General features: G+C 73.5%; 23 protein-coding genes. 5 read left to right on the forward strand and 18 right to left on the reverse strand.

Features of this window, described 5'->3' with window-relative positions:
* Nucleotides 1-16: 16 nt before the first annotated feature.
* From ilvC to AC3X7Z_RS01665, 5 genes are all read right to left on the reverse strand, one after another.
* The gene (gene ilvC / locus AC3X7Z_RS01645) at nucleotides 17-1045 is read right to left on the reverse strand and encodes a ketol-acid reductoisomerase (RefSeq protein ID WP_277395297.1); all 1029 of its coding nucleotides are present in this window, start codon (nucleotides 1043-1045) and stop codon (nucleotides 17-19) included.
* Between the two features lie 68 nt (nucleotides 1046-1113).
* A complete protein-coding gene (gene ilvN / locus AC3X7Z_RS01650) occupies nucleotides 1114-1668 on the reverse strand; it encodes an acetolactate synthase small subunit (RefSeq protein ID WP_186340844.1) in 555 nt (184 codons plus the stop codon).
* Nucleotides 1665-3482: an acetolactate synthase large subunit gene (locus AC3X7Z_RS01655; protein WP_489974787.1), complete on the reverse strand. Its 1818-nt coding sequence runs from the start codon at nucleotides 3480-3482 to the stop codon at nucleotides 1665-1667. The genes ilvN and AC3X7Z_RS01655 overlap by 4 nt, the downstream gene beginning before the upstream one ends.
* A gap of 205 nt (nucleotides 3483-3687) precedes the next feature.
* Entirely contained in the window at nucleotides 3688-4362 is a 675-nt protein-coding gene (locus AC3X7Z_RS01660) for a 4a-hydroxytetrahydrobiopterin dehydratase (protein WP_489974788.1), read from the reverse strand.
* Nucleotides 4363-4409: 47 nt separating this feature from the next.
* Nucleotides 4410-5426 (reverse strand): S66 family peptidase, encoded by a 1017-nt coding sequence (locus AC3X7Z_RS01665; protein ID WP_489974789.1) that lies wholly within the window; start codon nucleotides 5424-5426, stop codon nucleotides 4410-4412.
* Nucleotides 5427-5451: 25 nt separating this feature from the next.
* Here AC3X7Z_RS01665 and AC3X7Z_RS01670 point away from each other — a divergent pair, with 25 nt between their 5' ends.
* The gene (locus AC3X7Z_RS01670) at nucleotides 5452-5892 is read left to right on the forward strand and encodes a DUF6973 domain-containing protein (RefSeq protein ID WP_186340840.1); all 441 of its coding nucleotides are present in this window, start codon (nucleotides 5452-5454) and stop codon (nucleotides 5890-5892) included.
* On the opposite strand, the gene AC3X7Z_RS01675 is transcribed toward AC3X7Z_RS01670, so the two are convergent.
* The gene (locus tag AC3X7Z_RS01675) at nucleotides 5879-6496 is read right to left on the reverse strand and encodes a TetR/AcrR family transcriptional regulator (RefSeq protein WP_489974790.1); all 618 of its coding nucleotides are present in this window, start codon (nucleotides 6494-6496) and stop codon (nucleotides 5879-5881) included. The two genes, AC3X7Z_RS01670 and AC3X7Z_RS01675, sit on opposite strands and share 14 nt — an antisense overlap.
* Before the next feature lie 47 nt (nucleotides 6497-6543).
* Between AC3X7Z_RS01675 and AC3X7Z_RS01680 the strand changes: the two genes are divergently transcribed.
* A complete protein-coding gene (locus AC3X7Z_RS01680; protein ID WP_489974791.1) occupies nucleotides 6544-7323 on the forward strand; it encodes a hypothetical protein in 780 nt (259 codons plus the stop codon).
* On the opposite strand, the gene AC3X7Z_RS01685 is transcribed toward AC3X7Z_RS01680, so the two are convergent.
* The 7 genes from AC3X7Z_RS01685 to AC3X7Z_RS01715 form a co-directional block, all read right to left on the reverse strand.
* Entirely contained in the window at nucleotides 7304-7768 is a 465-nt protein-coding gene (locus tag AC3X7Z_RS01685; RefSeq protein ID WP_186340838.1) for a deoxycytidylate deaminase, read from the reverse strand. The two genes, AC3X7Z_RS01680 and AC3X7Z_RS01685, sit on opposite strands and share 20 nt — an antisense overlap.
* Complete coding sequence (locus AC3X7Z_RS01690; protein ID WP_186340837.1) at nucleotides 7765-8181, reverse strand: VOC family protein; 417 nt, start codon at nucleotides 8179-8181, stop codon at nucleotides 7765-7767. Before AC3X7Z_RS01690 ends, AC3X7Z_RS01685 begins: the two co-directional genes overlap by 4 nt.
* Before the next feature lies 1 nt (nucleotide 8182).
* Entirely contained in the window at nucleotides 8183-8917 is a 735-nt protein-coding gene (locus tag AC3X7Z_RS01695) for a GNAT family N-acetyltransferase (RefSeq protein ID WP_489974792.1), read from the reverse strand.
* On the reverse strand, nucleotides 8914-10128 hold the full coding sequence (gene kynU / locus AC3X7Z_RS01700) for a kynureninase (protein ID WP_186341238.1): 1215 nt from the start codon (nucleotides 10126-10128) through the stop codon (nucleotides 8914-8916). The genes AC3X7Z_RS01695 and kynU overlap by 4 nt, the downstream gene beginning before the upstream one ends.
* A gap of 40 nt (nucleotides 10129-10168) precedes the next feature.
* On the reverse strand, nucleotides 10169-11860 hold the full coding sequence (gene ilvD / locus AC3X7Z_RS01705) for a dihydroxy-acid dehydratase (protein ID WP_186340835.1): 1692 nt from the start codon (nucleotides 11858-11860) through the stop codon (nucleotides 10169-10171).
* Nucleotides 11857-12525 carry a helix-turn-helix domain-containing protein gene (locus tag AC3X7Z_RS01710; RefSeq protein ID WP_186340834.1) on the reverse strand — a complete coding sequence of 223 codons (669 nt, stop codon included), beginning with the start codon at nucleotides 12523-12525 and terminating at the stop codon, nucleotides 11857-11859. The genes ilvD and AC3X7Z_RS01710 overlap by 4 nt, the downstream gene beginning before the upstream one ends.
* A gap of 339 nt (nucleotides 12526-12864) precedes the next feature.
* The gene (locus AC3X7Z_RS01715; protein WP_489974793.1) at nucleotides 12865-13968 is read right to left on the reverse strand and encodes a WD40/YVTN/BNR-like repeat-containing protein; all 1104 of its coding nucleotides are present in this window, start codon (nucleotides 13966-13968) and stop codon (nucleotides 12865-12867) included.
* Nucleotides 13969-14029: 61 nt separating this feature from the next.
* On the opposite strand from AC3X7Z_RS01715, the gene AC3X7Z_RS01720 reads away from it, so the two are divergent.
* Genes AC3X7Z_RS01720 through AC3X7Z_RS01730 form a run of 3 tightly spaced genes read left to right on the forward strand, consistent with a single transcriptional unit; the run spans nucleotide 14030 to nucleotide 16691 of the window.
* Complete coding sequence (locus tag AC3X7Z_RS01720; protein ID WP_489974794.1) at nucleotides 14030-14596, forward strand: PadR family transcriptional regulator; 567 nt, start codon at nucleotides 14030-14032, stop codon at nucleotides 14594-14596.
* Nucleotides 14597-14619: 23 nt separating this feature from the next.
* The gene (locus AC3X7Z_RS01725; protein ID WP_489974795.1) at nucleotides 14620-15540 is read left to right on the forward strand and encodes an EamA family transporter; all 921 of its coding nucleotides are present in this window, start codon (nucleotides 14620-14622) and stop codon (nucleotides 15538-15540) included.
* A complete protein-coding gene (locus AC3X7Z_RS01730; RefSeq protein ID WP_489974796.1) occupies nucleotides 15537-16691 on the forward strand; it encodes a PQQ-dependent sugar dehydrogenase in 1155 nt (384 codons plus the stop codon). The genes AC3X7Z_RS01725 and AC3X7Z_RS01730 overlap by 4 nt, the downstream gene beginning before the upstream one ends.
* A gap of 36 nt (nucleotides 16692-16727) precedes the next feature.
* On the opposite strand, the gene AC3X7Z_RS01735 is transcribed toward AC3X7Z_RS01730, so the two are convergent.
* From AC3X7Z_RS01735 to AC3X7Z_RS01755, 5 genes are read right to left on the reverse strand one after another with little or no spacing between them, the layout of a single operon-like run.
* On the reverse strand, nucleotides 16728-17552 hold the full coding sequence (locus AC3X7Z_RS01735; RefSeq protein WP_241005150.1) for an ECF transporter S component family protein: 825 nt from the start codon (nucleotides 17550-17552) through the stop codon (nucleotides 16728-16730).
* The gene (locus tag AC3X7Z_RS01740; RefSeq protein ID WP_489974797.1) at nucleotides 17549-19198 is read right to left on the reverse strand and encodes an ABC transporter ATP-binding protein; all 1650 of its coding nucleotides are present in this window, start codon (nucleotides 19196-19198) and stop codon (nucleotides 17549-17551) included. Before AC3X7Z_RS01740 ends, AC3X7Z_RS01735 begins: the two co-directional genes overlap by 4 nt.
* The gene (locus AC3X7Z_RS01745) at nucleotides 19195-20295 is read right to left on the reverse strand and encodes an energy-coupling factor transporter transmembrane component T (RefSeq protein ID WP_489974798.1); all 1101 of its coding nucleotides are present in this window, start codon (nucleotides 20293-20295) and stop codon (nucleotides 19195-19197) included. Before AC3X7Z_RS01745 ends, AC3X7Z_RS01740 begins: the two co-directional genes overlap by 4 nt.
* A 5-nt stretch (nucleotides 20296-20300) precedes the next feature.
* The gene (locus tag AC3X7Z_RS01750; RefSeq protein ID WP_489974799.1) at nucleotides 20301-21407 is read right to left on the reverse strand and encodes a hypothetical protein; all 1107 of its coding nucleotides are present in this window, start codon (nucleotides 21405-21407) and stop codon (nucleotides 20301-20303) included.
* Entirely contained in the window at nucleotides 21404-23278 is a 1875-nt protein-coding gene (locus tag AC3X7Z_RS01755; protein ID WP_489974800.1) for a prenyltransferase/squalene oxidase repeat-containing protein, read from the reverse strand. The genes AC3X7Z_RS01750 and AC3X7Z_RS01755 overlap by 4 nt, the downstream gene beginning before the upstream one ends.
* Nucleotides 23279-23318 lie beyond the last annotated feature (40 nt).

Raw genomic sequence — 23318 nt, forward strand, 5'->3', positions numbered from 1 at the left:
CGTGCTGACTGGCGGATCAGCGCGCCGAGCTGCCCTCGGTGTAGTCGGCGTCGTGCGACTTGACCCAGGACATCAGCTTGCGCAGCTCGCGACCGGTCTGCTCGATCGGGTGGCTCTCGGCCGTCTCGCGGAACGCGGTGAACTCGGGCGACCCGTTGTCCATGTCGGTGATGAAGCGCTCGGCGAACGCGCCGTTCTTGATGTCGGCGAGCACGTCCTCCATGTTCTTCTTCACCTCGGGGGTGATCACCCGCGGGCCGGAGACGTAGTCGCCGAACTCGGCGGTGTCGGAGACCGACCAGCGCTGCTTGGCGATGCCGCCCTCGTACATCAGGTCGACGATGAGCTTGAGCTCGTGGAGGCACTCGAAGTAGGCCACCTCCGGCTGGTAGCCGGCCTCGGTGAGCACCTCGAAGCCGTACTGCACGAGCTGGGAGGCGCCACCGCAGAGCACCGCCTGCTCGCCGAAGAGGTCGGTCTCGGTCTCCTCGGTGAAGGTGGTCCTGATGCCGCCGGCGCGCAGGCCGCCGATGGCCTTGGCGTAGGACAGCGCGAGGTCCCACGCCTTGCCCGACTCGTCCTTCTCGACCGCGACGAGCACCGGCACGCCGCGCCCGTCGACGTACTCGCGGCGCACGAGGTGGCCCGGGCCCTTGGGGGCGACCATGATGACGTCGACGCCGTCGGGCGGGGTGATGTAGCCGAAGCGGATGTTGAAGCCGTGCCCGAAGACGAGGGTGTCGCCCGGGGTGAGCGCCGGCTCGATCTCCTGGGCGTAGAGCGTGCGCTGGTGCTGGTCGGGAGCCAGGATCACGATCACGTCGGACTCCTCCGCCGCCTCGCGGGGGGTGAGCACGCGCAGGCCCTCGGCCTCGGCCTTGTCGCGGCTCTTGGAGCCGGGCTGCAGCCCGATCCGGACGTCGACGCCGGAGTCGCGGAGCGACAGGGCGTGGGCGTGGCCCTGGCTGCCGTAGCCGATCACCGCGACGTTCTTGCCCTGGATCAGGCTCAGGTCGGCGTCGTCGTCGTAGAACATCTCAGCCACTGGGGGCTCTCCTTCGTCGGTGTGTTGCTCGGGGTGGATCAGTTGGGTGGGATCAGGTGGGGGGTGGATCAGGTGGCGATGGCGGACACGGGTGCGGGCACGGCGACGGGGCGCTGGGTGCGCTCGCTGATCGAGCGCGAGCCGCGCCCGATGGCCACCATGCCGGACTGCACGAGCTCGCGGATGCCGAAGGGCTCGAGCACCCGCAGCAGGTCGGCGAGCTTGTCGGAGTTGCCGACGGCCTGGACCGTGACGGCGTCGGGCGCCACGTCGACGACCTTGGCGCGGAAGAGCTGGACGGCGTCGAGCACCGCACCGCGGGTGGCGGCGTCGGCACGGACCTTGACCAGGAGCAGCTCGCGGTTGACCGACCCGGGGCCGTCGAGCTCGACGATCTTGATGACCTCGACGAGCTTGTTGAGCTGCTTGGTCACCTGCTCGAGCGGCGACTCGTCGACGTTGACCACGATGGTCATCCGCGAGACCTCCGGGTGCTCGGTCGGGCCGACCGCCAGGCTGTCGATGTTGAAGCCGCGGCGGGAGAACAGGCTCGCGATGCGGGCCAGGACGCCCGGCTGGTTCTCGACCAGGACGCTCAGCGTGTGCTTGTTGGCGGCGCTCATGCCCGGACCTCCCAGTCGTCCTGCACGTCCTCGAACTGCGGCGCGAGGTCGCGTGCGTACTTGATCTCGTCGTTGCTGGTGCCGGCGGCCACCATCGGCCACACCATCGCGTCGCGGTGGACGCGGAAGTCGACGACGACCGGCTGGTCGTCGATCGCCATGGCCTTCTCGATCGTGGCGTCGACCTCGTCGGGCGACTCGCACGCCATGCCCACGCAGCCGTAGGCGTCGGCCAGCTTGACGAAGTCGGGGATCCGCTTGGAGTGCAGGTCGGTGTTGGAGTAGCGCTCGTTGTAGAACAGCGTCTGCCACTGGCGCACCATGCCGAGCGACTCGTTGTTGATGATCGCGACCTTGATCGGGATGTCGTTGATCGCGCAGGTGGCGAGCTCCTGGTTGGTCATCTGGAAGCAGCCGTCGCCGTCGATCGCCCAGACGGTGCTGTCGGGCATGCCGACCTTGGCGCCCATCGCGGCGGGGACGGCGTAGCCCATCGTGCCGAGGCCGCCGGAGTTGAGCCACGTGTTGGGGTTCTCGTAGCCCACGAAGTGGGTCGCCCACATCTGGTGCTGGCCGACGCCGGAGCAGTAGATCGCCTCGGGGCCGGCGATGGCGCCGAGCCGCTCGAGGACGTACTGCGGCGCGAGCGAGCCGTCGGTGGGGGCGTCGTAGCCGAGCGGGTACTTCTGCTTGACCCCGGCGAGGAACGCCACCCACGCCTCGTAGTCGCCGTCGGCGCCCTCGGCCTGCAGGAGCTCGACGAGCTGGGAGATGACCTCGCGGCAGTCGCCGACGATCGGGACGTCGGCGTGGCGGTTCTTCCCGATCTCGGCCGGGTCGATGTCGGCGTGGATCACCAGCGCGCCCGGGGCGAAGGAGTCGAGGTTGCCGGTGACCCGGTCGTCGAAGCGCGCACCCAGGCTGATGATCAGGTCGCTCTTCTGCAGCCCCGCGACCGCGGCCACGGTGCCGTGCATGCCGGGCATGCCGAGGTGCTGGGGGTGGCTGTCGGGGAACGCGCCGCGCGCCATCAGCGTGGTCACGACGGGGATGCCGGTCAGGGCGGCGAGCTGGGCGAGCTCGCGCGACGCGCGGGCCCGGATCACGCCACCGCCGACGTAGAGGACGGGACGCTTGGCCTCGCGGATGAGGCGCACCGCCTCCTTGATCTGCTTGGGGTGCGGGATGGTCACCGGGCGGTAGCCCGGCAGGTGGAGCTCGTCGGGCCAGGCGAACGTCGTCGGGGCCTGCAGCGCCGACTTGGCCACGTCGACCAGCACCGGGCCGGGCCGACCGGTCGAGGCGATGTGGAACGCCTCGGCGACGGTGCGCGGGATGTCGGCGGGGTCGGTCACCAGGAAGTTGTGCTTGGTGATCGGCATCGTGATGCCCCGGATGTCGGCCTCCTGGAAGGCATCGGTGCCGATCATCGAGGCACCCACCTGCCCGGTCACCGCGACCATCGGCACCGAGTCCATGTAGGCGTCGGCGAGGGGCGTGACCAGGTTGGTCGCGCCCGGACCCGAGGTCGCCATGCACACGCCCACCCGGCCGGTGGCCGCGGCGTAGCCCTGCGCGGCGTGGCCGGCGCCCTGCTCGTGCCGGACCAGGATGTGCCGGATGCGGGTGGAGTCCATGAGCGGGTCGTAGGCCGGGAGGATCGCACCGCCCGGGATGCCGAAGATGTCGGTCACGCCGGCCGCCTCGAGGGACGTCACCAGGCTCTGTGCGCCCGTGACCGGTCCGCTTCCCTGTCCGCCCTGCTGCGTCATGTCCTTCTCTCTCCTGCTGCGTCTACGTCGGCTCTGGGCCATGAAAAAACCCCTCGGCCCGGTGGGCGACGAGGGGTGACGCGCGTGCGTTGGGCCGGTGGCCGTCAGCTCACGCGTCGCGTGCGTACAAGAATCTCGGTGCGCATGCGACATACCGTCGTCGCCGGGGTGGTCCGGCGTCAAGCAAGTGTGACAGGCGTCCCACCATTCGGAACGCGAGTCTCGCGATGTGGAGAACAGGCGTCGTTCAGCCGCGCTCCAGCGGCGTGCAGATGCACGACCGGTTGCCGTCGGCGTCCTCCACGACCCAGAACGCCGGGGCGTCGGCGTCGCTCACGAGGCGCCCGCCGGCGTCGAGCACGGCCTGAAGCCGCCGCTCGGCCTCGTCGTGCGGCACCCACACGTCGAGGTGCCAGCGCTGCTCGTGGTCGCGCTCGGGCAGTGGCGCCCCGCCATCCCCGTCGGGCGTCTGGAACCACACCCCGGGCACCTGCCCGCTCGGGTCGACGACCCCACCGGGGCCGGCCTGCGCGCCGAGCAGGGCGGCGTAGAAGTCGCCGAGCCGCTCGGCGGAGGCCGTGTCGAGCGCCGGCTCGATCTCGGTGAGCCCGGAGACGTCGGCCACCGCTCCGAGCTCGGCGGCCAGCTCGCTGATCCGCCCGGCCAGGTCGAGGTCACGGCTGGTGATGCCTCCGACGTCGTGGCTGCTCAGCGTCACGACGACCTCCGGATAGGTCAGCGTGACGTCGGGGTGGTGGCCGGCCTCCTCGGCGGCCGCACCGATCCGGTCGACCAGCTCGAGGCCGGTGGCGAAGTCGCCGGTGCGGAAGCGTGCCTTGATGCGGTGGAGGACCTTGCGCCAGTCGTCGAGGCCGGCGGCGAGGATGTCGTCGTGGCTGAGTCGTGCCTTCGGATCGCTCATGGGCCCGACCCTGCCACTCGGCACCGACGGCGACCACCCCCGTCGGCTCAGGCCAGGGTCTGGGTGATCTCGTGGGTGGCGTCGTCGACGACGACGCGCGCCAGGGCGCCGTTGACCAGGGGCAGGTGGGGCGGCACGTGCCCGATCTCGAGGTCCCACACGATCGGCAGGTCGAGACGGCCCAGGGCATCGAGCACGGCCTCGCGCTGGGTGAGGTCGGGGTGGTCGGGCGCGCCCGTGCGGCCGACGAGCACCGCGGCCGCCCGGTCGAACCAGCCCGCCAGCCGGAGGCCGTGGAGGAAGCGGCAGATGTCGACAGCGTGGTCCTCGCACGCCTCGAGGTAGACGATCGTCGGCTCGTCGAGGCCCTCGGCCCAGGCCCGCACGTCGCCGTACGGCGTGCCGGCGAGGTTGGCGACCGTCTCGATGCAGCCGCCGATCAGCCGCCCGGACACGTCGAGCGATCCGCCGCCCTCGACCTGCCACGACCCGGTGCCCACGTGGGTCCACTCGGTCGCCCGGGGGTCCTGCTCGAAGCGCACCCAGTCGGTGACCAGCCCGGAGTCGCGCTGCACGAACGGACCGGGCCCGCCGGCCAGGTCGAGCCAGTGCAGCAGCCCGTCGGGGACGGCGTACGGCGTGTCGGCGAGGTTGTCGCCGTGGATCGTGGCCCAGCCCAGGCGGGTGGTCAGCGGGACGAGGACGGTCGAGAGGTCGGAGTAGCCGACGAGCCAGGTCGGCTCGGCCGCGGCGAGCGCGTCCCAGTCGAGCAGGTCGACGAGGTCGATCGCGGTCTCGCCGCCCCACGGCGGGATGACGCACGCGATGTCGGGATCGGCCAGCATCCGGGTGAGCTCGTCGGCGCGCTGCTGGGCCGGGCCGGCGGTCAGCCCGCCCCCGACCAGGAACTCGCCGACCTCCACCTCGTAGCCGCGCCCGCGCAGCCAGTCGACGCAGAAGTCCATCCGCGCCACGCCGTCGCCCTCGACGCCCGCCGACGGGGCGGTCACCCCGATCCGGTCGCCGGGGCGCAGCGGGCGTGGGAAGAGGGGTGCTCGGGCCATGGCACCAGTCTGGCACTGTGTGTCCATGGCTTTGGGCGACATCGCGCGGCAGGCGATCCATGCCGGCACCGTGGTGCCGCGGCTCTACGTGGCGGCGGTGCAGGCCGGCCTCGGACCCGCCGGCGCGCTCGAGGTGCTGCGGCTCTCCCGGGCCGCCCTGCAGATCGCGGCGGCTCAGGGCCGTGGCGTGCCGGGCCGCGCCAACGCGATGCGCCACTTCATGTGGCAGGCGGTGCTGACGGCACGGTTCGGGGTGGAGACCGCCCGGGCGATCGCCACGGCGCAGGAGTCCGGCTCGTCCGCCCGCCACGACTCGCGGGTCGACGAGCACAACAACGCCGTGGGGCAGGAGTACGGCGCCACCAACGCCGCCGAGCTCGGGGGCACGGACGCGATGCGGCGCCTCGTGCCGGTCGCCCTGGCGAAGTGGGACTCCGGCGAGCTGGTCTGGGTCACCCGGCGCTGACGGGGTCGTGACCCGGCGCGAGGAGGCGGCGGACGGTGTCGATGAGCACCTCGCGCTGCCCCGCCGCCGTGAACGACTCATCCACCGCGAGGCGCCCCAGGAAGCCGTCGACCACGACGAGCAGCCAGGCGGTGAGGTCGGCTGCCGACAGGTCGGTGCGGGCCTGGCCCGCGGCCTGGGCGCGGGCGACCCAGGGGCCGAGACCCTCCTCCAGCACGCGGGTGTCGCGGGCGAGCGCCGCCTCGACCTCGCGCTCCCCCATCACCGCCCCGACCGCCCGGACGAAGCCCGCGAGCCGGGGGTCGGCCATCTCGTCGGCGGTGTGCGCGAGGTGCGCCTCGATGACGGCCATCGGGTCCTCGTCGGCCGGCCGGGCGGCGAACCACTCCCGCGTCTCCTCGGTGCCGAGCTCCAGGATCGCCAGGAGCAGCGACTGCTTGGTCGGGAAGTAGTGGAAGAAGGTGCCCGAGCCGATGCCGGCCTCCCGGCAGATGGCGGCGGTCGAGGTGCCGGCGTACCCCGTGGCCGCGAAGCAGGTCAGCGCAGCGTCGATGATCAGCAGCCGGCGAGCCAGGTGCTTCTCCGGGTCTACGGTGCGGGCCACCGGTCACCTCTCCCTTTCATGGAGTGCATGCTCTAGTATTCCATCCCATGGGGGACATCGAACGCTGGCACCTCGTCGAGGGCGGCCACGAGCACGTCGTCACTGTGGAGCAGCATGCCTTCACCCGCGAGGTGGCGTGGACCCGCGACGGCACCGAGGTGGGGCGCACGAAGACCTCCGACGACACGATCGTCCTGGCGCCGACGGGCGCGGACGGTGCCGTGCGCCTGCGGTGCGCGATCGTCGGCCCCACCCGCCGGGTCACCCTCCACGACGGAGAGGCCGAGGCGCACACGGGCCTCGGCGGCACCGACCTCGAGCCCGCGGCCGGGTCACGAGCGGCCAGGCGCGCCGAATGGATCGGTGCCCACCCCCACCTCCACACCGCACGGCAGACGGCGATCGCGGCCGCCGGCGTCGGGGTGCCGGTCCTGCTGGTCTGGCTGCTGAGCCTGGTGCCCTGGCCGAGCCTGGACATCCCCTGGCCCGACATCTCGCTGCCGTCGATCCCCTGGCCCGACCTGCCGTCGATCCCCTGGCCCGACATCACCCTGCCGTCGATCCCGTGGCCCGACATCGACCTCCCGTCGCTGCCGTCGCTGCCGGCGTGGACCGAGCCGGTCCGCCAGGTGCTGGTGCCGGTGCTCATCGCGTTCTTCCTCGCCCGCGGCGAGGTGAAGCGCCGGCGCCGGGCCGAGGAGAAGGCCAGGGCGGAGGCCAGGGAGAAGGCCGCGGAGGAGTCCACGGAGGAGGCCAGGGAGGAGTCCCTCGACCTTGAGTCTCCTGGAGACTCAAGGCCCAGCGCCGTCACCGACCCCAGGCCGTGAGGCCCTCGCGGTCGTGCTCGCCGCCTGGCCACACCGCGCGCACCACGCCCGCCGCGGCGAGCGCCTTGCGGCAGCCCGGGCACGGCGGATCGGTGATGTAGGCGGTCGCCCCCTTGGTGTCCCTGGTCGCGAAGAGCAGGGCGTTGACCTCGGCGTGGATGGCGATGCAGAAGCCGGGCGTGCCGGGGCGGTCGTAGTCCCCGAGGCCGGGCACGTCGTCGTAGCCCAGTTGGCCGCGCGGGCAGGCCCCGCCCAGGCAGTCGTCCTCCCCCGGCGCCGCGCCGTTGTAGCCGGTGGCGATGATGCGGTGCTCGATGGTCAGGACGGCGCCGACGCGGCGGCGCGTGCACTTGGCCCGAGCGGCCACTGCGTCGGCGATGCCGAGGAAGTAGTCGTCCCAGCCGGGGACGGCGTGGTCCGGGGTCGCGGTGGTGGGTGCGCTCACGGGAGCACCGACTGCCCGATCGCGCCGGGGTTGTAGGCGACCTCCCAGCGGAATCCGTCGGGGTCGGCGAAGTAGCCGGAGTAGCCGCCCCACTCGCGCTCGGTGGCCTCCCGTACGTGCGCCGCTCCGGCCGTGCGTGCCTGCTCCAGCACGGTGTCCACGCCCGCCCTGGTGGCGAGGTTGTGGGCCAGGGTGATCGGCGGCACGCCACCGCGCGTCGGCGTCTTGCCCACCTCCTCGACGAAGAACGACTCGGCCCAGAGGCTCAGCACGACCTTGTCGGCGACCCGGAACATCAGCACCTCACCGACCTCGTGGAGCTCGGGCTCCCAGCCGAGGCCGTCGACGTAGAACTTTCGGGTCACCTCGAGGTCGCCCACGACGAGGGTGATGAAGCTGAGGCGCTGGTCCATGTCACTGCTCCTGGGGGGCGGCGGGCTCGGGCGGACGGGCGGCCAGGCGGACGCGCTGGCGCCCCATGGCGTCGAAGTTGCGGTCGTCGAGCCAGTCGGCGAGGGCCTGGCGCACACGCGGCCACTCGCGGTCGGTGATCGAGAACCAGTCGGTGTCGCGGTTGCGTCCCTTGACGACCACGGCGTTGCGGAACCGGCCCTCCCAGATGAACCCCAGCCGGATGGCGGCCCGGCGCGAGGGGGCGTTCAGGCTGTCGCACTTCCACTCGTAGCGGCGGTAGCCGAGGTCGTCGAACGCGTGGCGCATGAGGAGCGCCATCGCCTCGGTGGCGGCGCGGCTGCGCTGGAGCTGGCGGCCGAACGCGATGGCGCCCACCTCGATCGTGCCCATCGCGGGGTCGATGCGCATCAGGGAGCAGAATCCCGCTGCCCGGCCGGTCTCGACGGGGACGATCGCGTACATCACCCGGCCCGGGTCGGCGCCGCCCTCCGCGACGATGGCGGCGAGCTCGTCGCGGTCGCGCGGGCGCTCCCACGCCAGGTAGGTCCAGATCGGCTCGTCGGCCTCGCCGCACAAGGACGCGTAGAGGTCGTCGACGTGCTGGGGGCCGGCGGGCTCGAGGCGCACGCCCTGTCCCGCGAGCACCACGGCGGGGTCGGGCGGGGCGGCGGGGGCCCACTCGACCGGTCGACCGATGCGCTGGCCGTGGGCGTTGGTCCTCGGGGTGCCGCTCATCGCGCGGTCTCCCGCAGGGCCTCGGCGACCGCGGCGACGCCGCGCTCGACCTCCTCGAAGGACGTCGACAGGGGCGAGAGCCCGATGCGCAGCCCGCCCGGGTCGCGGTAGTCGGGGATGACGTCGCGCTGCCACAGCAGCGCGGTGACCTCGCGCATCCGGTCGTGGTGCAGGGTCACGTGGCCGCCGCGGCGGGCCGGGTCGCGGGGCGAGGCGAGGGTGACCTCGGGCAGGGACGCGTCGGCCAGCTCGACGGCGTACGACGTCAGCGCGACGGACTTGGCGCGGACCGCCTCGATGCCGGCGTCCTCGACGAGCTCGAGCATGCTCTGCATCGCGACCATGCCCAGGATCGGCGGGGTGCCGGAGATGAACCTGCGGATCCCGGGTGCCGGGGTGTAGCCGGGGCCCATCAGGAACGGGTCGGCGTGGCCCATCCAGCCCTGGATCGGCTGGGTGAGCTCGTCGTGGAGACGGGCGTTGACGTAGCCGAACGCGGGCGAGCCGGGCCCGCCGTTGAGGTACTTGTAGGTGCAGCCGACGGCCAGGTCGACGTCCCACGCGTCGAGGGCCACGGGCACGGCGCCGGCCGAGTGGCACAGGTCCCACAGCACCAGCGCGCCGGCGTCGTGGCTGATGCGGGTGAGCTCGGCGGCGTCGGCCAGCCAGGCCGAGCGGTAGGCGACGTGGTTGAGCACGACCAGCGCGGTGCGCTCACCGACCGCCTCGCGGAGCTGGTCGGCGGTGACGCCCTCGGCGGTGTCGACCTCGATCCAGCGCAGGGTCAGCCCGCGCTCGGCGGCGATGCCCTCGGCGACGTAGCGGTCGGTCGGGAAGTTGTCGGTGTCGACGACGATCTCCGTGCGAGCCGGGTCGGTGCGCACGGCGTGGTCGACCGCGGCCCGCATCAGCTTGTAGAGCCACACCGTGGTGGAGTCACCGATGGCGGTCTGGCCGGCGCCCGCGCCCAGGCAGGTGCGGGCCAGGTCGTCGCCTAGGGTCGTCGGCAGCTGCATCCACTGCTCGTCCCAGCCGCGGATCAGGCGCCCGCCCCAGTCCTGCTCCACGAAGGAGACCAGCCGGTCGGCCGTGGCGGCGACGGGACGCCCCAGGGAGTTGCCGTCGAAGTAGACGAGGTCGCTCGCGGCACCGACGAACCGGTCCCGGAAGCGGGCGAGCGGGTCGGCGGCGTCGAGCTCTGCTGCGGTCATCACGCCCGCAACCTATCCGCCGCCCCCGCCCGTCTCGACGTCAGTAGCAGACCGCCCCGTGCGCGGCGCTCTGGACCACCTTGCGGTACTTGCCGAGCACCCCGCGGGTGTACTTCGGCGGCAGCGGCTCCCAGCCCTCGGCGCGCGCCGCCAGCTCGGTCTCGTCGACGTGCACGTCGAGGGTCATGTTGGCCACGTCGAGTGTGATCTGGTCGCCGTCGCGCAGGAACGCGATCGGTCCGCCGTCGCTGGCCTCCGGCGCGATGTGGCCCACGCAGAGCCCGGTGGTGCCGCCGGAGAACCGGCCGTCGGTGATCAGCAGGACGTCCTTGCCGAGGCCGGCGCCCTTGATCGCGCCGGTGATGGCGAGCATCTCGCGCATGCCCGGGCCGCCCTTGGGACCTTCGTAGCGGATCACCACGACGTCGCCGGCGGTGATCGTGCCCTCGGCGAGCGCGTCGAGTGCCTTGCGCTCGCCGTCGAAGACCCGGGCCGTGCCGGTGAAGGTGGAGTCGTCGAAGCCTGCGCTCTTGACGACCGCCCCCTCGGGCGCGAGCGAGCCCTTGAGGATGGTCAGGCCGCCGGTGGCGTGGATCGGGCGGTCGAGCTGGCGCAGGATCTCGCCGTCGAGCGGCTTGGGGTCGAGGTCGGCGAGGTTCTCCGCCATCGTCTTGCCGGTGCAGGTGAGGACGTCGCCGTGCAGGTGCCCGGCGTCGAGCAGCGCGCGCAGCAGCACCGGGATGCCGCCGACGCGGTCGAAGTCGGTCCACACGAAGCGGCCGAACGGCTTCATGTCGGCCAGGTGCGGGACGTTGCGGCCGATGCGGGTGAAGTCGTCGAGGGTCAGGTCGACCTCGGCCTCGCGGGCGATCGCGAGGAGGTGGAGCACGGCGTTGGTGGAGCCGCCGAGCGCCATGGCCATCGCGATGGCGTTCTCGAAGGCCGGGCGGGTCATGATCTGGCGGGCGGTGATGCCCTGTCGCAGCATGTTGACCACGGCCTCGCCGGACTTGTGGGCGAAGCCGTCGCGGCGGCGGTCGACGGCCGGCGGGCTCGAGCTGCCCGGCAGCGACATGCCGAGCGCCTCGGCGACGCTGGCCATCGTGTTGGCGGTGTAGGCGCCTCCGCACGCGCCCTCGCCGGGACAGATGGCCCGCTCGATCTCGTCGACCTTCTCGCGGCTGATCTTGCCGGCCAGGCACGCGCCGACCGCCTCGAAGGCGTCGATGATGGTGACGTCCTTGCCGTCGACCTGCCCGGGCATGATCGTCCCGGCGTAGAGGAAGACGCTGGCCAGGTCGAGGCGCGCGGCAGCCATCAGCATGCCCGGCAGCGACTTGTCGCACCCGGCGAGCAGGACGGAGCCGTCGAGGCGCTCGGCCATCATCACGGTCTCCACGGAGTCGGCGATGACCTCGCGGCTCACCAGCGAGAAGTGCATGCCCTCGTGGCCCATCGAGATGCCGTCGGACACCGAGATCGTGCCGAACTCCAGCGGGAAGCCGCCCGCCGCGTGCACCCCGTTCTTGACCGCCTTGGCCAGCCGGTCGAGGGAGAGGTTGCAGGGGGTGATCTCGTTCCAGCTGGACGCGACGCCGATCTGGGGCTTCTCCCAGTCGTCGTCGCCCATGCCGACCGCCCGCAGCATGCCCCGGGCCGCGGCCTTCTCGAGCCCGTCTGTGACGTCGCGACTGCGGGGCTTGATGTCGGGTCCGTCGGCTGCGTGCGTCATGCCGTCAGGCTAGTAGCCCTCTCTCGGGGCCGTGCACGGTGTCTCACCGGGACGCCGAGGCGCTCCTCACGACGTTCGTCGAGATGCTCGGCCTCGGCGGCCAGCTGCCACACCGACGGGTGGTCGTCCGGGGTGCCGTGGACCAAGCGCAGGAGGCGTCGCCAGAACGGGCACGTCGTGGCTCGGATCGACGGGTCCCGCCGCGCCCGCGAGCGGTCGCGCGCACGGTGGTACTCGACCATCGTCGTCATCAGCGGTCGCGGGGTCCACCACCCGGTCGCCCTCAGGTCGGCGTGGGCGGGGAACCGGCTCCCGCCGTGCGTGCGGGCTCCGTCGTCCCGCATCGGCGTCACCTCCTCCCCCGTCTCCTCGTCGCGATAGGTCACGGTGAGGCCGGCCATCCTGAGCAGCTCGTGCAGCACGCACGCCCGCGGACTGGTGCGCCCGGTCTCCCACCGCGCCACCACCGACTGCGAGACGTCGATCAGCGCGGCCAGCCCGCGCTGGGAGACCTCCAGGATCCGCCTGACCCGGCGGACCAGGCCGGGTATCCCGCCGTCGAACGGCCCCATCTCGAACCACTCCCACTCCTGCTCGGTCCACTCCGCCATCTCCGCGCTGGACGCGTCGTCGCGCCACGTCGTGCTCCCGCTCCCCATTCCCATCCCCGGCCTCCTGGTCGTGATCGCCTCGTCGCTCCATCACACGGCCGGCGACCGACAGGACCGGCGCGCCCTCCACAGCGGCCCCCGAACTGGCCCGAACGCCCGCCCCTGTGGACGTTCCCCGGCCCACCCCGGGCGACCGCCCACAGTCCGCCTCGGCCGGACTGGACCCTGAGTCTCTGACGGACTCACGGCGCAGCGGCGCGTTCGGCGCGCGCCGCGGAACGCGCCTTGAGCCTTGAGTCGCTCAGAGACTCAATGCCCAGTGCGGCGTGGGAGAGGGCCGGGGCGGGCGTGGGTGGGACGGCCTGCGCGTGCCCGGCAGAGGGCGCGGCTGCGTCAGGGGAGCTTCGCGGCGCGGACCACGAGCACGTCCGGCAGGTCCTTGTGGATCTCCAGCCAGGATGCTCCCTCGTCGGGCGAGGCCCAGACGCCGCCGTTGCGGCCGCCGAAGTAGAGACCCGGGACGTCGTGGTCGTCGACGCACATGGCGTCGCGCATGACGGCGGTGTAGTAGCCGTCGGGCAGGACGCCGTCGCCCAGCGGCTCCCACGACGAGCCGGCATCGGTGGTGCGGTAGACCCGGGCGCGCCCGTCGACGGGCCACCGGGCCTCGGCGGCGGTGATGGGGAAGTTGTAGGCGGTGTCGCCGCGGTGCGGGTGGGCGACCATGGCGAAGCCGAACTCCGTGGGCAGCCCCGGGGCGATGTCCTGCCACGAGGCGCCGCCGTCGTCGGAGCGGTAGACGCCACCGTGGTTCTGCAGGTAGAGCCGCTCGTGGTCGGCGGCGTCCCGGGCGACCTTGTGCACGCACTGGCCGAACTCGGGGTAGTTGCGCTCGCCGGGGAAGAACTCTGCCTTCACCCCGGTGTTGGAGGGCTGCCAGGTCTCGCCGCCGTCGGCGCTCGCGTAGACACCGCCGGTGGACAGTGCGGCCAGCACGCGCGAGGGGTCGTCCGGGTGCGGCAGGATCGTGTGGAAGGCCTGACCGCCGAAGCCCGCGTTCCACTCCGCGCGGTGCGGGTGGTCCCACAGACCGCGCACCAGCGAGAACGTCTCGCCGCGGTCCTCGGAACGGAAGATCGCACCGGGCTCGGTGCCCGCCCACACCACGTCGTCGCCGCCGTCGCGGGAGGGTCCAGGCTGCAGCTGCCACACCCGGGCCACGGTGGCGCCCGTGTCCTCCGGGAAGCGGACGGCCCCGTTGGGCGTCTCGTCCCACGTCTCGCCGAGGTCGTCGGAGCGCCAGACCTGCGGTCCGAGCCAGCTCGACGAGGCCCCTGCCAGCAACCGCGGCGCACTCCCCCGGGTGTCGGCCATGACGGAATAGACCTCCTCCATCGGGAAGTGCGGGCCCGTCCAGTCCCACGACTGTCGGGACTCGTCCGAGGTCCCGAGCCACATGCCCTTGCGGGTTCCGACCATGAGCAGGGTGCGCGACACGGTGAACCTCCGGGTGCGGGACGATGACTATTCCGATTAGGAACACTACTCTCGGAGCATCATGAGTCAAGACCTTCCGGTGACCGGCTACGCGATCCTCGGCCTCCTCACGTTCGGCGACGAGCTGACGGGCTACGAGATCAAGCAGCGCGCAGACATCACGCTGCGCTTCTACTGGGTCTCGCCGGCGATGAGCCAGATCTACACCGAGCTGCACCGCCTCACCGACCGGGGCCTCGTCCGCGCCGACGTCCGCCCCGAAGGCGGACGGGAGGTGACGTCGTACGCGATCACCGACGCCGGGCGGACGGCGCTGCGCACCTGGATGGACCAGACGCCCGCCGGCTTCCCGGTCCTCAAGCACACGGTCCTGCTGCGCCTGCTCATCGGCCACGTGAGCGAGCCGCACCAGACCAGGCAGATGCTGCGCGACTACATCGACGAGCTGCAGCAGGCCGCGTGGGACCTCGCCCACGTACGCGCGGCGCTGAGGGGCTCCGACGGGCCCGGCGAGCCGTTCCGGTTCCCCTCGCTCGTGGCCGACTGGGGCCTGGACTACTTCGCCGCCGAGCAGCGGCACGCGCGCCGGGCCCTCGCCAGCCTCGCGGCCGACGAGCCCACTGAATGACGACGGCTGAATAGGGTGGCCGGGTGACCCGGCGACCCAGCAGCGCCCTGCTCGGGCCGGTCGGCCTGGTGCTCGTGGGCATCCTGTCCGTGCAGCTCGGCGCGGCGATCGCCAAGGGGCTGTTCGACGAGATCTCGCCGACCTCGATGGTGTGGCTGCGCCTGGTCACCAGCGCGCTGGTGCTCGGCGCCATCACCCGCCCCCGGCTCACCGGCCGCACGCGCCGGGACTGGCTGGTCGTGCTCGGGTTCGGCGCCAGCCTCGCCACGATGAACTGGGCGATCTACCAGTCCATGTCCCGGATCCCGCTGGGGATCGCGGTGACGATCGAGTTCATCGGGCCGTTGTCGCTCGCCATCCTCGGGTCGCGGCGCGCCCGCGACCTCGTCTGGGTCGGCCTGGCCGGTGCCGGGGTCGCGCTCCTCGGCATCGAGCGCACGGGCCTCGACCTGCTCGGCGTGGCCTGCGCCCTGCTCGCCGGCGCGGCCTGGGCGGCGTACATCCTGCTCAGCGCGAGCACCGGCCGCCGGTGGGACGGGCTCGACGGGCTCGCCGTGGCCAGCGTCGTCGCCGCCGCGGGGATGGCCCTGCCCGCCCTGATGAGCGCCGGTACGTCACTGTGGGACGGCCGTCTGCTGCTCCTCGGAGCGCTGGTGGGACTGCTCAGCTCGGTCATCCCCTACAGCTGCGAGCTGATCGCGCTGCGCAGCCTGCGTCCCGCGGTCTTCGGGATCCTGATGAGCCTCGAGCCCGCAGCCGCGGCCCTCGCAGCGATCGTGGTGCTGCAGGAGCACCTCTCGCCGCTCCAGTGGCTGGCCATCGCCTGCGTGGTGGCGGCATCTGTCGGAGCCACCCGGTCCGGGTCCGCCCCCAGCGGGACGCCCGGCCGCCGCGACGGTGGCGGCGGTGAGCATTGGACAGCACCCGGCACACTGGCGACATGACGAGCAGCCCCCTGAGATCGCGACTGCTCCTCAGCTCGCTGGTCCTGGCGCTCGGCGTCACCGCGGGCTGCGCGAGCACCGAGCCCGACCCGATGCCGCGCACCACCCAGCCGACGGACCTGCCCGAGCAGCCGACGCCCACCGAGGCGCCCGGCTCGGAGTCCACGTCCGGGGCGTCGTCGGGCCGGCCCGAGGTCGTCGACACCCTGGTGGAGGACCTGGAAGTGCCGTGGGGGGCTGACTTCCTGCCCGACGGCACCGCCGTGGTCACCGAGCGCATCTCCGGCCGGGTCCTCGGCATCGACGAGGGCGGCGAGGTCACCACGCTCGGAACGATCGCGGACGCCGCCCCCCAGGGCGAGGCCGGGCTGCTCGGCGTCGCCGTGTCGCCGGACTTCGACTCCGACCACACGCTCTTCCTCTACCTGACCACCGCCACCGACAACCGCGTCGTCAAGGCCCGGCTCGACGGCACCCGGCTCGGCAGCCCGACGGTCGTCCTCGACGGCATCCCGGCCGGGTTCATCCACGACGGCGGCCGGATCGCGTTCGGCCCCGACGGCCACCTCTACGTGACGACCGGCGAGACGGGTGACCCCGACCTCGCCCAGGACCCCGAGAGCCTGGCCGGCAAGATCCTCCGGATCACTCCCGACGGCGACCCGGCGCCGGGCAACCCCGACCCCGACTCCCCCGTCTGGTCGCTGGGCCACCGCAACGTCCAGGGCCTGGCCTGGGACGACGAGGGCCGGCTGTGGGCCTCGGAGTTCGGCGACTCGGAGTGGGACGAGCTCAACCTCGTCGAGAAGGGCGGCAACTACGGCTGGCCCCGCATCGAGGGGGCCGGCGACGACCCGGACTACGTCGACCCGCAGGTGGTCTGGCCCGTCGACCAGGCCTCGCCGAGCGGCTTGGCGTTCGCCGATGGGCACCTCTGGATGGCCGGTCTCCGCGGCCAGCGCCTGTGGCGCATCGCGGTCGCCGAGGACGGCGAGGCGGCCAAGCCCCGCGCGTTCCTCACCGAGGAGTTCGGCCGGCTGCGCACCGTCGCCGCGGCGCCCGACGGCCTGCTCTGGGTCACCACCTCCAACCGCGACGGGCGGGGCCAGCCGACCCCGGCCGACGACCGCATCGTCCGCGTCCGACCCTGACCCAGCACTGACCCGGCGCTGACCCGGCCGCGCTGCTCAGCCCGGACGTACGACGGCGCGGCGAGCCGCCCGGCGCAGCGTGGTGAGGATCGCCGGGCCCAGCACCACGATCGCGATGCCGGTCGTGATGGCGCGACCGGTGTCCCAGCTGCCGGTGGAGGTGAGGAGCGTGTAGACGAGGAACCGGTGGGCGTTCTCGAGCAGTGGCGCGCCGGCGACGTAGGCGAGCGAGCCCTCGTGGCCGGGGACGACGATGCCGAGCGCGAACGGCCAGAAGCTGAGGTTCATCAGCATGCCGAAGAGGTAGGACGCGACGACCGCGTAGACCACCAGCATCGCGATCTCGGCACGACCGCCGACCCGGCGGGGCAGCAGGCCCGCGCCCATGCCGACCCAGGCCGAGCAGATCATCTGGAACGGCAGCCACGGGCCGACCCCGGCGGTCAGCAGCGCCGAAGCGAAGATCGAGGTGCACCCGAGCACGAACCCGAACCCCGGCCCGAACACCCGTCCACCCAGCACCAGCAGGAAGAACACCAGCTCGATGCCGCCCGTCCCCGCGCCGAGCGCCCGCATCACGGCGTTGATGGCGGACAGCACGCCCAGAACGGCGAGGACGCGCGCGTCCATGCCGCCCTCCCCCATCTCCGCGAGGACGACGACCATCACGAGCGGGAGCAGCGCGAGGAAGAGGAACGGCGGCTCGACCCGCTCCCCGGGCTGCACCTCCAGCAGCAGTGGCCAGCACAGCATCATCAGCCCCGCGACGGAGGCCAGGATCAGCACGGCCGCCGTGCGCGGCCCGATGGGCAGGGCGACCCCGGACGCGACGTCGGACCGGGGCCGGTCGACGGTGCTCACGGGCCCTCCCCCATGCCGTCGCGCGTGGCCGCGCGGTCGGCCAGGGCGGCCGCGACCTCCTCGACGACCAGCCACGGCGGGCCGAGCACCTTGGTGACCTGCGGGGCGAACGACGGTGACTCGGCCAGCACCCGGCGCGGCGGACCGCTCGACACGACCTCCCCCTCGGCCATCACGACCACCTTGTCGGCGACGTGCGCGGCGAACTCCACGTCGTGCGTCGCCAGCAGGACGGCGTGGCCGTCGGCGGCGAGGCCCGCGACGATGCGGGCCAACTCGGACTTGCCGGCGTAGTCGAGGCCGCGGGTCGGCTCGTCGAGCAGCACGACGGGCGGCCGCGCGGCGAGCACGACGGCGAGCGCGAGCGCGAGACGCTGCCCCTCCGACAGGTCACGGGGGTGGATCGTCTCGTCGATCCCCGGGGCGAGGCGGTCGAGGAGCGCGCGGCAGGTGCCGGGACCGGCGTCGGCACCGGTGTCTGCCGCCGCGCACTCCTCGGCGACGGTCTCCAGGTAGAGCAGGTCGGCGGCGGTCTGCGGCACCAGCCCGACGTGGGTACGCCGCGCCGCGGGCGCGAGCGTGGCGGGGTCCTCGCCCGCGACGTCCACCGAGCCCGCCCGTCGCTTGCCGGAGCCCTGGAGCGCCCAGATCAGACTGGACTTGCCCGACCCGTTGCGCCCCATGAGGACGGTGACCCGGCCCGAGGACAGCGTCAGGTCCACCTCGCGCACGGCGACGTGGGAGCCGTGGACGACGGTGACCCCGCGCGCGACGAGGAGGGGGTCGGCGGCGGGCTGCGGCACTGGCACGGCGGGGGTGAGCTCGGGGAGCGAGCGGGCACGCCGCCGCGCGTCGCGCACGGTGAGCGGGAGGGGTTCCCAGCCGGCCAGGCGGCCGAGCTCCACCAGCGGTGGTGCGACCGGCGAGTCGGCGAGCACCACCTGGGGGTCGTCGACGCGGATGCCTCCGTCCCCCGTCACCAGGCAGATCCGGTCGGCGAAGGGCACGACCCGCTCGAGCCGGTGCTCGGCCAGTAGGACCGTCAGGCCCAGGTCGTGCACGAGCCGGGTGATCGTCGCGAGGACGTCCTCGGCGGCGGTCGGGTCGAGCGCGGAGGTCGGCTCGTCGAGGACCAGCACCCGCGGGCTGGTGGTGAGGACCGCGCCGATCGCGACCCGCTGCTGCTGGCCACCGGAGAGCGTACGGAGGTCGCGGGCCCGGAGGTCGGCGATCCCCAGCAGGTCGAGGGTCTCCTCCACGCGGCGTCGCATCGTCTCGGGAGCGGTGCCGAGCTGCTCCATGCCGTAGGCGAGCTCCTCCTCGACGGTGTCGGCGACGAACCCGGCGAGCGGGTCCTGCCCGACGTAGCCGACGAGGTGCGCCCGCTCGCGCGGCGGCTGCTCGACGATGCTGCGTCCGTCGAGCAGGACGTCCCCGGTGAGCACCCCGCCGGTGAAGCGCGGGACCAGCCCCGTGACGACGCCCAGGAGCGTCGACTTGCCCACCCCCGTGCGCCCCGAGACGAGCACCAGCTCGCCCTCCTCGAGGCTCAGGTCGACGCCGGCCAGCACCTGGCGCCGGTCGTAGCGGAAGCCGACGTCGCGCAGCTCGATGACCCCGGCACCAGGGGTGCGTGGCGCGCTCATGCGGCCGCCTCGCGTCGTACGGGGGCCGTGGCAGGCACCGGGGTGGTCACGGCCGGGAGCGTGCCGAGGACGCCGAGCACCAAGGCGAGCGGCGAGAGGTAGGGCGCGACGTCCACACCGGGGTAGGCGACCGCGACCTCCGTGCGGCTCACGTACCAGGCCAGCACGGCGACGGCGACGCCCACGCCCGCGGTGACGAGCTCGGGCCCGCGCCACGGGTCGGGGCGGTAGCGGGTGCGGTGCACGCGGCGCCCGGAGCTGACCATGCCGAGCACCGCGACGCTCGCGCCCGCCGCCAGCATCGGGAGCGCGAGGACGCGGGGCGCGGTGGGGTCGAGCCAGGCGTACGTGCCGACGCAGATGCCGGTGAGGGCGAACAGGAGCAGGGAGCCGGTCGTCCATCGCTCCCGGGCCGTCGCGCCGCCCGAGCGGCCGTAGCCGCGGGCGTCCATCCCGGCGGCCAGGGCAAGGGAGCGTTCGAGAGCGTCCTCGAGCACCGGCACCAGGAAGCGGCGGAGCCGCCCGACGCCCGAGGTCGCGCCGCCGCGGAGCGCCTGCGCGGCGCGGACGCGGCGGGCGCTGTCGGCGAGCTGGGGGAAGATCGTCACCGCGACGACGAGGGCGGTGCCGATCTCGTAGAGCGCGGGCGGCACCGACGCGAGCAGGCGCTTGGGGTTGGCCAGCGAGTTCGCGGCGCCGACGCACAGGATGATCGTGGCCAGCCGGAGCCCGTCGTAGAGGCCGGCGAGGAGGGCCTCGCTGGTCACCGGCCCGAGCAGCCGGACGCCCGCCGCCCAGTCGGGCAGCGGCACCTCCGGCAGGTCGAGCAGGACGTGGCCGACCTCCTGCCCGCCGAAGACGATGCGGAAGACGACGCGCAGCACCACGGTCAGCAGCGCCAGGAGGACGTAGAGCCGGAACGATCGACCGAAGGGATGACCGGATCGGCGCGCCATCACGACCACCGTCGCCGACCCCATGACGAGGAGCAGCAGCAGCGGGTTGGTGGTGAGCGAGGCAGCAGTGGCCAGCCCGATCGCCCAGGTCCACCAGGCGAGCGGGTGCAGGTCACGCGGCAGCGCCGCCGATCCGGTCACAGGTGTCAGACCCCCCGTCGGCGGCGCGTCACGATTGCACCGACCGCGATCGCGACCCCGAGCAAGCCGAGCACGCCCCAGGTGAGGGCGGCCGGCACCCGCGTGGGCGCGTCGGCGCTGGGCGTGGCCGCCTCGGAGGACGCACCCGGCGCCTGGCCGTCGGAGGCCTCGCCGTCGGCGCTGGACGTTGAGTCTCCGGGAGACTCACCGCGCCCGGACCCCTTCGCCCCCTTGGCCGACTCCTTGTCGGACAACGTGTCGGAGTCCTTGTCCGACCCCTTGTCCGACCCCTTGTCCGACCCCTCGCCCGATCCGTCGCCGGCACCGTCGGGACCCTCGCTGCGCCGTGAGTCTCCTGGAGACTCACTGTCCAGTGCGGGCGCGGAGGGGTCGCCGGACGCGCTCGGGGACGATGACGCCGACGGGCTCGAGCCACCCCCGGAGCCACCGGAGTTGGTGGCGGGGCCGCTGGGCTGCGAGCCGCCGCCCGAGGCGCCGGATCCACCCGATCCGCCGCCGGACCCGGCGGAGCCGCCGGTGCTGGGCGAGGCGCTCGGGGAGGTGCCCTGCGAGGGCGACGGCGTCGGGGACGACGGGGACGGGGAGGGCGACGGGGTCGCGGTCTTCGTCACCGGGGGCGCGATGCCCGGCGGGACGTTGGAGCCGGCCGAGCGGTCCTGCTGCCACGACCACGCCACCGAGCCGCCCGCCGGCACCGTCTGCGAGCCGACGCCGGAGGAGGAGTAGGTCCACGCCGCCTTCGACCCGTCGGCCCACCACATGCCCCAGTAGGCGTTGGGCGGGGAGGTGTTGACGCACGGGTCGCTCGCGGGGACGCCGTTGATCCGGCACACGAAGCCGGGCTGACGGGTGGCGTAGGTGATGCCGACCCCGACCGAGGCGAAGATCGCCGCGGCGCTCTTGCCGCCCCCGTCCGCTGCACAGGCGGTGACCATGCTGCCGCCGAGCTCGCGATAGTCGACGACCACGCTCACCCCGCCCGCGGAGGCGCAGGTCGCGGCGCCGGCCGGGGACGCCGCCCCGAGGGCGACCGCGGGAGCGAGGACCAGCAGCAGCGCGACGAGCACGCGGTGCACGGCGCGGGCCGTCATCGCGACGCCACCGTCGTCGAGCCGGAGCGCAGGGCGGCGAACTGCCCGACGGCCCGGATCCGGACCTTACCCCGCCCCCCGGGCAGCGCGACGCGGGCGAGGAACCTGCCCTTGGCGTCGGCGCGACCCGTGGCGACCGTCGTGCCGGCGATCCGCAGGCGCACCTTCTCCCCTGCGGCGAGACGACGGACCAGCACCCGCGTGCGGGGGCCGTCGCTGGCGAGCGTGGACACGGCGAGGGTCCGCTTGCCGAGCACGCGGACCCGGCCGGTGGCCCGGCCGTCCGAGCCGGTCAGGACGTACGTCGCCGCACCGGTCGTGCGCGGCAGCCGCACCACGCGGGCCAGCACGCCGTCGGAGCCGACGACGACGGTGGCGCCCGAGATCCCGGGACCACGGAGGGCGAAGCGGGCGCCCGGAGCCGCGCCGATCACCTCCAATGCCACCTTGCTGCCGCCCTTGCGGAAGCCGGCCGGCCCGGCGAGGCGGACGCCGGCGACCGACCCGCGCGCGGACTCGGCCGCCCCGACGAGGACGGTGTGGGTGGTGGCGCCGTCGCGGCCGGTGAGCGTGTAGGTCGCCGCGCCGGCGGCAGCGGGAAGGACGACCAGGGCGGTCAGGATGCCGTCGGAGCCCACGACGGCGGTGCGGGTGCCGTCGATGCCGGGCCCGGTGAGGCAGAAGCGGTCCCCCGGCGCCCCGCCGGTCGCGGTGAGGGTGGCGGTCGATCCCGGCTCGCTCCCGGTGGAGGTCGCGGTGAGCGCCTTCGCCGAGCCGCGGGCGTGGGTGAGACCGGCGACGGCCTGCACGGTCGCGCGCCACCACTGGTCGCGGCCGGCTCCGATGCCGGCCGTCGCGGCGCCGTCCAGCGCCGCCCGGTCGTAGGCGAGGGCCCCCTCCTCGTCGGCGAGCGGCGAGCCGTCCGGCTGGGCGCCGACCTGGAGCGTGGCGACCCAGTCGGCCGCGCGTCCGGACCGCTCGCAGGCGCCCGTGACGGCGAACGCGCTCGCGGCGAGCCCGGTGCTGTTGGTGTTGGGGTCTGGGGTGAAGGGGCTGCCGCCGAACGAGCCGTCGGCGCGCTGGGTGGTCGCGAGCCACTCGACGGCCCGGGTGATCGCCCGGTCGACGGCCGCGGGCCGCGGCGAGACCTTCGCGAGCTGGACGACCGCGAAGGCGGTGGCGTCGGTGTCGGCCGGGTCGGTGCCGTCCACGCATGACTGGTCCGCCGCGGTGGCGTCGGGCGTGAAGAGCACGCGGAAGTAGCCGGACGCGCACTGCTGCTGCAGCAGGAAGTCGGTGGTGGCGGCGGCCTTGGCGGACCCCGCGACCGACAGAGCCCGTGCGGCCAGCGCCTGGCCGAAGAGGTTGGCGTAGTCGCCGTAGGCCGACTCGTCACGCAGGCGGCCTGCGCTCGGACCGCTCGCGACGACTCGCGCCTCCGTCTGGGCGACGAGGTCGACCCCGCCGTAGGTGCGCGGGTCGGCGCCCGAGACCTGCGCGAAGACCATCGACTTGGCCAGCGAGCCGGCGTAGCGCTCGGTCGCGGACGGCGCGGCGTACTCCTCGACCCGGCCGGCGAGCGAGGACCGGATCTGGCGCACCATGGCCTGGTCGCCGCCGACCTCGTCCATGCTGAGCCCGATGTCCATGGTCAGGCCGAGGTCGTCGAAGTCGTAGGTGTCGTTGTGGATGACACCGCCGGTGAGCTGTGTCGCCAGCCAGCCGGTGGCCGCGCGCGCGGCCCCGGATGCCGGGGCACCGGCGGCGCCTGCCGCGTGGGCGGACGGGGCGAGGAGCGGCTGCGCGGACGTGGCAGCGGCCAGGGTGAGAGCGAGACCCGACAGGGCGGATCCCGACGCGGAGAACTTCATGGTTCCTTCCCTCGCTGCAACAACGAGGGAGGGGGCAACG

Source organism: Nocardioides sp. Z24_21, assembly GCF_058134345.1.

What these genes read in the sequence shown, in the direction of transcription:
- AC3X7Z_RS01665 (WP_489974789.1), bottom strand. Translation starts at nt 5,426, where the DNA reads ATGGCCCGAGCACCCCTCTTCCCACGCCCGCTGCGCCCCGGCGACCGG.
- kynU (WP_186341238.1), bottom strand. Translation starts at nt 10,128, where the DNA reads ATGACCGCAGCAGAGCTCGACGCCGCCGACCCGCTCGCCCGCTTCCGG.
- AC3X7Z_RS01750 (WP_489974799.1), bottom strand. Translation starts at nt 21,407, where the DNA reads ATGACGGCCCGCGCCGTGCACCGCGTGCTCGTCGCGCTGCTGCTGGTC.
- AC3X7Z_RS01660 (WP_489974788.1), bottom strand. Translation starts at nt 4,362, where the DNA reads ATGAGCGATCCGAAGGCACGACTCAGCCACGACGACATCCTCGCCGCC.
- AC3X7Z_RS01720 (WP_489974794.1), top strand. Translation starts at nt 14,030, where the DNA reads ATGAGTCAAGACCTTCCGGTGACCGGCTACGCGATCCTCGGCCTCCTC.
- AC3X7Z_RS01655 (WP_489974787.1), bottom strand. Translation starts at nt 3,482, where the DNA reads ATGGCCCAGAGCCGACGTAGACGCAGCAGGAGAGAGAAGGACATGACG.
- AC3X7Z_RS01680 (WP_489974791.1), top strand. Translation starts at nt 6,544, where the DNA reads ATGGGGGACATCGAACGCTGGCACCTCGTCGAGGGCGGCCACGAGCAC.
- AC3X7Z_RS01755 (WP_489974800.1), bottom strand. Translation starts at nt 23,278, where the DNA reads ATGAAGTTCTCCGCGTCGGGATCCGCCCTGTCGGGTCTCGCTCTCACC.
- AC3X7Z_RS01740 (WP_489974797.1), bottom strand. Translation starts at nt 19,198, where the DNA reads ATGAGCGCGCCACGCACCCCTGGTGCCGGGGTCATCGAGCTGCGCGAC.
- ilvN (WP_186340844.1), bottom strand. Translation starts at nt 1,668, where the DNA reads ATGAGCGCCGCCAACAAGCACACGCTGAGCGTCCTGGTCGAGAACCAG.
- AC3X7Z_RS01710 (WP_186340834.1), bottom strand. Translation starts at nt 12,525, where the DNA reads ATGGGAATGGGGAGCGGGAGCACGACGTGGCGCGACGACGCGTCCAGC.
- AC3X7Z_RS01670 (WP_186340840.1), top strand. Translation starts at nt 5,452, where the DNA reads ATGGCTTTGGGCGACATCGCGCGGCAGGCGATCCATGCCGGCACCGTG.
- AC3X7Z_RS01695 (WP_489974792.1), bottom strand. Translation starts at nt 8,917, where the DNA reads ATGAGCGGCACCCCGAGGACCAACGCCCACGGCCAGCGCATCGGTCGA.
- ilvD (WP_186340835.1), bottom strand. Translation starts at nt 11,860, where the DNA reads ATGACGCACGCAGCCGACGGACCCGACATCAAGCCCCGCAGTCGCGAC.
- AC3X7Z_RS01690 (WP_186340837.1), bottom strand. Translation starts at nt 8,181, where the DNA reads ATGGACCAGCGCCTCAGCTTCATCACCCTCGTCGTGGGCGACCTCGAG.
- AC3X7Z_RS01730 (WP_489974796.1), top strand. Translation starts at nt 15,537, where the DNA reads ATGACGAGCAGCCCCCTGAGATCGCGACTGCTCCTCAGCTCGCTGGTC.